This is a genomic window from Crocosphaera sp. Alani8 (assembly GCF_038442745.1).
Classification (GTDB): Bacteria; Cyanobacteriota; Cyanobacteriia; order Cyanobacteriales; family Microcystaceae; genus Crocosphaera.
Window position 1 is genome coordinate 1 of sequence record NZ_JARVCN010000152.1, and the last position, 8,036, is coordinate 8,036.

Sequence of the window (8,036 nt, forward strand, 5' to 3'; positions counted from 1 at the left end):
TGCATAAGGCTTTCATGCTTGTTCTTAATTCTCTCATGAATAATGCAGGTTAGCTCGTTTTTAAGAGTTTTATTGGTCATATTAGCTATTTTCTTGCGATCCATTTCTTTCCAAATCAATTTTGATGCTAATTGCTTATTTTTTTGTTTTGTTTTTTCTTCATGAATAATGCAGGTTACCTTCTTCTGAAAGGACATCCGGTGATTCCCCATATTGAATACTACGGACTAATTCTATCAACCCATCATTGGTAGCCGGTAAAACAATAAACTGACGGGATAACTCTAGTTCTTGGTAGCCCCAGTGTTGAGAAGGTTTAGGGGTTAATATAGCCCGTTCAGACCAACTAGAGAACACGTCGAGCCAAGGTTCTAGTTTCCCAGTCAGGGAACTAAACAACCCATCCGCATCTGAAAACAAGATCAATCGATACTGACTGTTACTGTACTTAGCCGCAATTTCTTGTAACCGACGGGGAGGCCCTTTTTTTGTCATCGGGAAGCAGACGCGGGGTTCACCATCAAAATAATACCCAGTGATAAAAACTTCGTTATCCCTGAGTCGATTAATCATTTCCTGAAAAAATCTCCCCTGATGATCTCCGTAGCTTGCCCGATCAATTAAAACCAAATATTCAGGGCGAACCTGACGGTAGCCATATACTGGCGTAAACCAACCTCCGTTACGCAGGGTTTTTTCTATGGTTTTTTGAATGTTTAGTTCAATGGAAGGAACTCGAATGCGTTGTCGAAACCCTTGAGCAATGCGTAAGAACAAAACAGTGGGAAATAGTTCTTCCTCAAACCCAGAAATAGAAACTCGCTGAATTTCCGGTTGTTGCTTAGTTGCACGACGCTTGAGATATAGACGCGCTCGCCACCACCACCAGATTCGCCAAATGATTAAGAAAAGGAAGGGCAGAAATAATAATGTTCCCAACTCCCAAGTAACTGCAAAGGGGATAGGATTCGGTTTGGGTGTGGGTGTAGGTATGGGTGTGGGTGTGGGTGTGGGTGTAGGTATGGGTGTGGGTATAGGTGTAGGTGTCAAAAATGGCCATTGCTGAATAAGTAAATAGATTAATCCGACAGCAATGAAAGTAGTGATCGCAGTTAGTCCCCACCAGAACCACCGAGATTTTCGTTCAATCTTGATTAACTCCCGCTCAAGTTCCTTGGCCTGTTTTCCTTCTTGTTCATCCCCATGAAAATCAAAATTCCGCTCTTCAATCCACTGATCAAAACGTTTCTGGAAGTCCTCTTGTTCGGCTCGTGAGCTACACAACAAAGGGCCAAGAAGACTTTTTAGCCGCTGAGGTCGATCAAGCTGTTCTCCTTTTGCCTTCAAGGCAAGTATTAGATCTTGAGCTGCAATATACTGAGACACACCAATGTTATATTTTGCTCCCCGAAGCTCATCGAGAAAATCAATTAGCTTATCTGGATCTAACCAAGCTGGGCTTACTTCTGGCGATTTTCCAGCCATTGCGCTACTATCTCCTTGGCTTTAGTTTGATCTTCTGCTGTTTTTATTAAATTACTCAATGTTCGCAAAGCAAGTTCAGGCTGAACTAGAGGATTATCTCCACCCCCTGGCATTTTTTGTAATGCCATTATCCAACCTAATAGTTCCGCTGTGGCTGGTTTCTTGCGTAAGTTGCTATTTCGTATTTTGAAAAAAAGATCTAGTGCATCGTTGAGAAATTCGCTGCTACCAGCAGAATGCAAACCTAATCGATCAGTAATAATATTTCTAAGGCGATCTTTCTCGGGAAAAGGGATATTGTAGTAGATACAACGGCGCAAAAAAGCATCGGGGAGATCTTTCTCAGAATTACTGGTAATAACCACAATTGGCTGTAGCTCTAGATTAGCTTCAATCTTCACATTGCCCAATTCTAGCACTCGAAAATATAACTGCTCCAGTTCATTGAGAATATCATTAGGAAAATCGCGGGATGCCTTATCCACTTCGTCAATAAGAACTACCGAGCGTCTTGAACCAGGATGTTCAAAACCTGGAGGTAAAAAATCTTGAACTTCAGATTGCTCTTTAGTCAGTAAAATTGCTTTACCTAAAGCGTTATAAGTCACATAGTCCAGGGAACTTCTATCTTTTACCTGATTCTGTGCTTCTTGAAATTGCTTTAAAGTATCATAAGTGTAAAATAAGTCGCGGGCTGTACTGGTGGATTTGGTTTCAAACTTAAAAGGAGTATGGAACCCTAATTCCCAAGCCAGACTATAAGCAAACACCGTTTTCCCCGTACCAGGTTCTCCAGTCAATAATAGAGGTTGACCCAAGAGCAGAGCAACATTACAAGCATCACGAAGACCTGAATCTGCCAAATAGTTTTCTGGCTTCATGAATTTAGCTCGCTGTGACACTGGTAAATTGGCCGGTGTAGTGCGTTGCTTTTGTGTCCCGTCACCCAAGTAAAACGGGAATTCCATGTTAGTTTCCTCCTTGCAATTTACTGAGACAGAATAAGTCTTTGAAGAACATTTTATTAATTTTTTTTTGAAAAAGATACAACAGCAAACACCGAACTCAGCTTACTCAGTTTCAGTTTGTTCTTGTTGAGTGGGTTGATTAGTTTCAGTTATTAATTCGGGAGGATTAACCATATATATCAATACAAAAAGAGCTAATGCTCCACCAGCTCGCAACCAGTTCTTAAAAGTCACATTGATAAAACCTGGAATAATAGCCCCCACCCCTCCTGCGGCAAGGGATAGAGTAACGCGAAAAACGAAAATTTGGAATGGTGTAGGAGAAGGGATAGAAATTGCGATAACCAGTAATACCGCAATAAATGAGGTTCCAAAACCCACTGCCGTTATTCGCTGCCATAAGGGGACTGATTCTCTGTTGTTATCTGGCAAGTTTAAAACCTCCGGGTTATTTGAATTTAGATTACTTTCGGGGATTAATTGTCCCTCACTGTAATTTTTCTGTATAGTGTATTGATATAAAATACCTCTCAATTTGAGGGCTAAATTATCCATCGGTATTCTTTTAGGTTGATCTTTCGATGGCCACTGCTCAAATATCGCTTTAATTTCCAACTTTGTATCTGTCAAAAAGTATACATCATCAGGAAAATATTCCATCATTACTTCATCTACCCAATTTGTTGCTTGTTGTTCAGTAATTCCTTCAAACTTTGGTAACACTAAGCCAGAAAAATTATTAAACTGGGAAAAACTTTCTCTTTCCAGTTCTTTTAGTCTTTCTTCAACTGCTTGATTTAAGTTGGGTTTTTCCCTATTCCAGAATCTTCTAGCAATTTTATCCTGTTTGTTTGAACTATACTGAATAAACAAAAAAACTAATAAATATTGATTAGTCTCAAGGGAAGGCCAATTTTGCCAAAAGTCTAAAAATCTATTTATAGATTCACGACTAAATTCTTGCGAATTATCACAGTACACATTTGCATAAAGCATAACTGGTATAGGAGACTGGGCAAAAAAACTATTTATATTCTCATTTGAATCAGGTATTTTACCAATGGTATTTTTAGATAATACATATTGAAATTGAACATCAAAATCATTTAATTTTTCAGGGAAATGTAAATGATAAAGTTGAATTGTATCTGGGAAAAAGTTTGAGAAAAATAGTGTTTAAGACGCTCAGGAAAAGTATCTTGTGACTGTTGTTTATCACCGTGAATTAGACAAACAAGAAGTTTATTAGCTTCTTGATTTAGATTTTTTAAAGCTTCAGACAGCTTTGTTTCGTGTTCAAGTCGATTAAGAAGATAAGGTACTATAGTTTGATTACTATAACTTGCACTGGCAGAAGTTTGTACTAATCGTGCTTGTTTCTCCCGTAGCTCAGATAATTGCTCATACAATTGTTTTCGTTCTCTAATTAGCTTAATTGGAGTGTCACCTGGCCTATCACCCATAGACTGTTCAAGTGGGCGTAATTTGGCTTGTATTTTCTTTATCTCTTCTTGAATGGATTCAATATTTTCTTGATAAGGTTGAAAGCTCTTAGTCATTACTTCAGCGTACTAACAGTCTAGGAAAGGCAATACTAATTTATTAACTCTAATGATAGTAAAAATTTCAAATTTATCTACTAAGATACCAAATTCTGCAGCGATCGCCCTTTAACTGTCTCCTCTCTTCTCTGATGTTTCAGCGTGGACAAATTCTCCACTTTGAGGAGCGATCGCTGTTGGAAGTAACTAGAGTATTGAGAATAACCTTGATTGGGTTTTGGATCTGGGTTGTAATTTAAAACCCTGAACACACCATAACTTAACAATGATAAAATATAAGAGGCTCCTGTGAAAAAAATGAAGAATGATTATGTTACAAATTCTCACAGGCTTCGGTTTTCTTTCAGGAATTAGTTATCCTTTTCGTTTATTAAGACTGTTCAAATCTAATCCAGCTTTGTTGTCTTATATTATTGTTCCTGTTTTAGTTAATATTGTTGTTGGAATTTTTCTTTATATTGGCCTATTTTTGTTCGGTTGGGAAATTACAGATTTATTAACAAATAGCATAATTAACCGCATTGATTCACTATTAGTAGATTTTCCTGACTGGTTAAATGGAGTAGATTATTTTGTTATTCTGTTAGAATGGGTGATTAGAATTGTTCTCGGTTTATTTCTATTAATTATTACTGGGTTTCTGTTAGTTCAATTTGGTGTAATTTTAGCCGCTCCTTGGTATGGAAACCTATCGGAAAAAATAGAAAAAATTAGAACCGATAAAATCGAAATTATCGAAGTGGGGATCATTCGAGATATTTGGCGCGCCATCTTATTTGAACTGAAAAAAATAGTCCTGATATTGGGTTTTGGTATCTTGTTCTTTTTCTTGAGTTTTGTTCCTGTTTTTGGTGCTATTGTTTCTACAGTGGGAGGGTTAACCATTACAGGAACAATTATTTGTTTAGACTTTTTTGACAGTGCATTAGAAAGAAGAAGGATAAATTTTAGAAAAAAGGTTGCTCTTGTTTGGAAAACTTTTCCAGCAAGTGCAGGTTTTGCCACCATTTGTTTATTGATGATTGGTATTCCTTTTATTAATTTAATTACCATCCCTTTCTGTGTTGGTAGTGGAACCTTATTTGTTTGCGATCGCATTCTTTTCAAACATTTATAGTCTCATTAGTTATACGAGTTAAACCATGATTAAATTCAACACGAAAATTCGTCAAAAAATTATTCCTAATCTTGTAGATTCCTTAGTCAACTTTGAGGAAATTACGGAATTATTACACGAAAAAAGCGAAAAAACATTGACATGGCATCCCATAGATAAAGATAGTCATCATCTCTACGACCATTACTTAGATGCAATTTTAACCGTCTATTTTAATAAATACTATATGCTATGTAAGTCTTTAATTCAATCCTTAAACGAAGAGAATTATCTATTATATGGACTGATTGGCAGATCCCTAATCGAACATACTGCTATTCTCCGATATTATGTAACTAGCAAAATGTTTCCTTTAGTAGAAATTGCCTTAGAAGATGGTAAAGTTACTACAGAAGAAATAGAAACGATCATTCCTTGGTTAGAAAAACATCTCATTGGAAATAGATTTGACTGGGGAGATTTTTTAGTAGATTATTTCGATGAGTTAGATAATCTTAAACCAGGAAATATTCTCAAAACTTCTCAGGTTAATGTAATGACTTGCTTACAGAAATGGATACAGGAAGAACCATCAATTCATGATTTATATGCTTTATTTTGTGATCTAGTTCACCCCAACTTAGGTAGTACACTTCTTATTAGTAATGTTGTGGATAATCAAATTTGTATTGGGGGTCATTCTGGAGATGCGATCGCTTTAGAAATTGTTAATCGAACTTTTAAACAACTCCTATCTATCTTTAGAGAAGTTTCCGAACAATTAAAACAAATTCAAGAGTTTAAGTTTGCTGATTATATTAGAGTAAGTTGAGGAAAATGAATATTTTAAGTCTCATAAACCACCTGGAAAAGCCTCATAGTTATCCCCATGCTGTACAAACTCCAATTAAAGTTATTCAAACCCATATTTCAGTTATTTTTTTAACAGGAAATTATGCTTATAAAATCAAAAAACCTGTTGATTTTGGCTTTTTAGACTACTCAAATCTGGAAAAGCGTCAACATTTTCTTAATCAAGAGTTGACCATGAATCAAGCGATCGCTCCTGATATTTATTCAGAAGTTTTACCAATTACTTTAGAAAATGAGCAAGTCAAAATAGCAGGAGAAGGAGAGATTATAGAATATGTTCTCAAGATGAATCAGTTTCCTCAAGATAGTTTATTAATCAATTTATTTAAAGCAGGAAAATTAGAAAAACATCATCTGGAAGAATTAGGTAAAATAGTAGCCAAATTTCACAGAGAAACAAAGATAGATGATTATATAAAGAGTTTTGGAGATATTGAAGTTATCAAACAATCTATTGACGAAAATTACAAAATAACAGAAAAATATATCGGTAATGTTCAAACAGAAAAACAATATCAAGAAACAAGAAAATTTACAGATAACTATTTTGAGAAAAAGCAAGAATATTTTAAACAGCGACAAAAAGAAAATAAAATAAGAGAATGTCACGGAGACTTACACTTAAAAAATATTTGCTTATTCAATAACAAAATACAGTTATTTGATCGCATCGAATTTAACGAAGAATTCCGTTATGTTGATCTTATGTGTGATGTTGCATTTACTGTTATGGACTTAGATGCAAGAAACCGTCAAGACTTGAGTAATATTTTTCTCAATACTTATTTAGAACGTACAGGAGATTGGCGAGGATTACAAGTTTTACCCGTCTATCTTTCCCGTCAAGCTTATGTTAGAGCAAAAGTTAATTCGATGATGCTTGATGATCCCAATATTTCTGAAGAAAATCATCAAAAGGCACAACAAGAAGCTAAAAATTACTATCATTTAGCTTGGCAATATACCCAACGAAATCAAGGAAAAATTATTATCATGTCAGGGTTATCAGGATCAGGAAAAACAACTGTTGCAAAATATATTGCCGAAAATATTAATGCTATTTTGATTCGTTCCGACGCTGTACGAAAACACTTAGGAAATATCAGTTTAGATGAAACTGGAAACAGTGAACTTTATAGCCAAGAAATGAACGAAAAAACTTATCAAACCTTGATTAAACTAGGTGAAATAGTTGCCAAAGCAGGATTTAATGTTATTTTAGACGCTAAATTTGATCGTCATCAATGGCGAAAACCTATAATAGAAATAGTTAAAAAACATAACATTTCTTTGACAATTTTATCATGTTATACACCTGTAGAAACTTTAAGCGATCGCCTCTCAAACCGTAAAGGAGACATTTCTGATGCAACCTTTGATTTATTGCAACAACAACAAAATAATGCTCAAGACTTTAATGAAGAAGAAATGAGTTATGTTCAAGAAATTGATACTACCAGTAACTGGAAAGAAAAAGTCGTAAGGTTTTTTAAATAAAACTTTAATATTTGCCTAAGTTTCTGTTAGGATAAAACAACTAGCCATTCATCCCTAATGTTCTACAATTTAGAGATAAATGGCAACATCAGGACAGTTAAACATTATGACATCTTTGCCAAAGCAGCAACTTTTGCTCTTGTTGAAGGGGTTAAATCGCTTAATTCATCAATAGTTAACCATTTTTCTTTAACTAATTGAGCCAAGACAAAAACGGACGTAGACTCTCTACAGTCATACTTCCCTTCAATATTGTATCGTTGACTATTCAAATAATCACTTAAAGCCCAAATAGCGTTAATATCAGTGATTTGACTAGCTTTTTGATTAATTTCAGCTATAAGTGCTTGAGTTTCTCTGGTGTAAGCTTTTCTTAATGCTTCCTGAGCGATTTTTTGATCTTTTTCTAATGATTGTTGAGTGTTGGTGTTCATATCGGAATTTTAAAGTCATTAGAATACGCCCTAACCAGTAGAGCGCATCTATCGTATCAATTGTAATGGGAGCGACGCAAAAATGTCGCATCGACCGGAATTCGGTGAAAGCGACTGGGGA

General features: G+C 35.4%; 10 protein-coding genes. 3 read left to right on the forward strand and 7 right to left on the reverse strand.

The genetic code is table 11. The features are described from left to right. The 6 genes from P9B04_RS10390 to P9B04_RS10415 form a co-directional block, all read right to left on the reverse strand. A partial coding sequence (locus P9B04_RS10390; RefSeq protein ID WP_342054919.1) for a hypothetical protein occupies positions 1–197 on the reverse strand: 197 nt, incomplete at its 3' end. Beyond that, entirely contained in the window at positions 160–1,485 is a 1,326-nt protein-coding gene (locus P9B04_RS10395) for a hypothetical protein (protein WP_342054920.1), read from the reverse strand. The genes P9B04_RS10395 and P9B04_RS10390, both read right to left, overlap by 38 nt. Continuing rightward, positions 1,461–2,453: an AAA family ATPase gene (locus tag P9B04_RS10400; protein ID WP_342054921.1), complete on the reverse strand. Its 993-nt coding sequence runs from the start codon at positions 2,451–2,453 to the stop codon at positions 1,461–1,463. The genes P9B04_RS10395 and P9B04_RS10400 overlap by 25 nt, the downstream gene beginning before the upstream one ends. 102 nt (positions 2,454–2,555) lie before the next feature. After that, a complete protein-coding gene (locus tag P9B04_RS10405) occupies positions 2,556–3,449 on the reverse strand; it encodes a hypothetical protein (RefSeq protein WP_342054922.1) in 894 nt (297 codons plus the stop codon). A 110-nt stretch (positions 3,450–3,559) separates the two neighbouring features. Continuing rightward, the gene (locus tag P9B04_RS10410; RefSeq protein ID WP_342054923.1) at positions 3,560–4,012 is read right to left on the reverse strand and encodes a hypothetical protein; all 453 of its coding nucleotides are present in this window, start codon (positions 4,010–4,012) and stop codon (positions 3,560–3,562) included. Positions 4,013–4,092: 80 nt separating this feature from the next. After that, complete coding sequence (locus P9B04_RS10415) at positions 4,093–4,266, reverse strand: hypothetical protein (RefSeq protein WP_342054924.1); 174 nt, start codon at positions 4,264–4,266, stop codon at positions 4,093–4,095. A gap of 59 nt (positions 4,267–4,325) precedes the next feature. On the opposite strand from P9B04_RS10415, the gene P9B04_RS10420 reads away from it, so the two are divergent. Genes P9B04_RS10420 through P9B04_RS10430 form a run of 3 tightly spaced genes read left to right on the forward strand, consistent with a single transcriptional unit; the run spans position 4,326 to position 7,481 of the window. Further along, on the forward strand, positions 4,326–5,132 hold the full coding sequence (locus tag P9B04_RS10420; RefSeq protein WP_342054928.1) for an EI24 domain-containing protein: 807 nt from the start codon (positions 4,326–4,328) through the stop codon (positions 5,130–5,132). A gap of 25 nt (positions 5,133–5,157) precedes the next feature. Then, the gene (locus P9B04_RS10425; RefSeq protein ID WP_342054925.1) at positions 5,158–5,943 is read left to right on the forward strand and encodes a hypothetical protein; all 786 of its coding nucleotides are present in this window, start codon (positions 5,158–5,160) and stop codon (positions 5,941–5,943) included. Between the two features lie 5 nt (positions 5,944–5,948). Beyond that, positions 5,949–7,481, forward strand: a complete 1,533-nt coding sequence (locus P9B04_RS10430) for a bifunctional aminoglycoside phosphotransferase/ATP-binding protein (RefSeq protein WP_342054926.1) — start codon at positions 5,949–5,951, stop codon at positions 7,479–7,481. 104 nt (positions 7,482–7,585) lie between these two features. Here P9B04_RS10430 and P9B04_RS10435 read toward each other — a convergent pair whose 3' ends face one another. Then, positions 7,586–7,915 (reverse strand): hypothetical protein, encoded by a 330-nt coding sequence (locus tag P9B04_RS10435; protein WP_342054927.1) that lies wholly within the window; start codon positions 7,913–7,915, stop codon positions 7,586–7,588. Positions 7,916–8,036 lie beyond the last annotated feature (121 nt).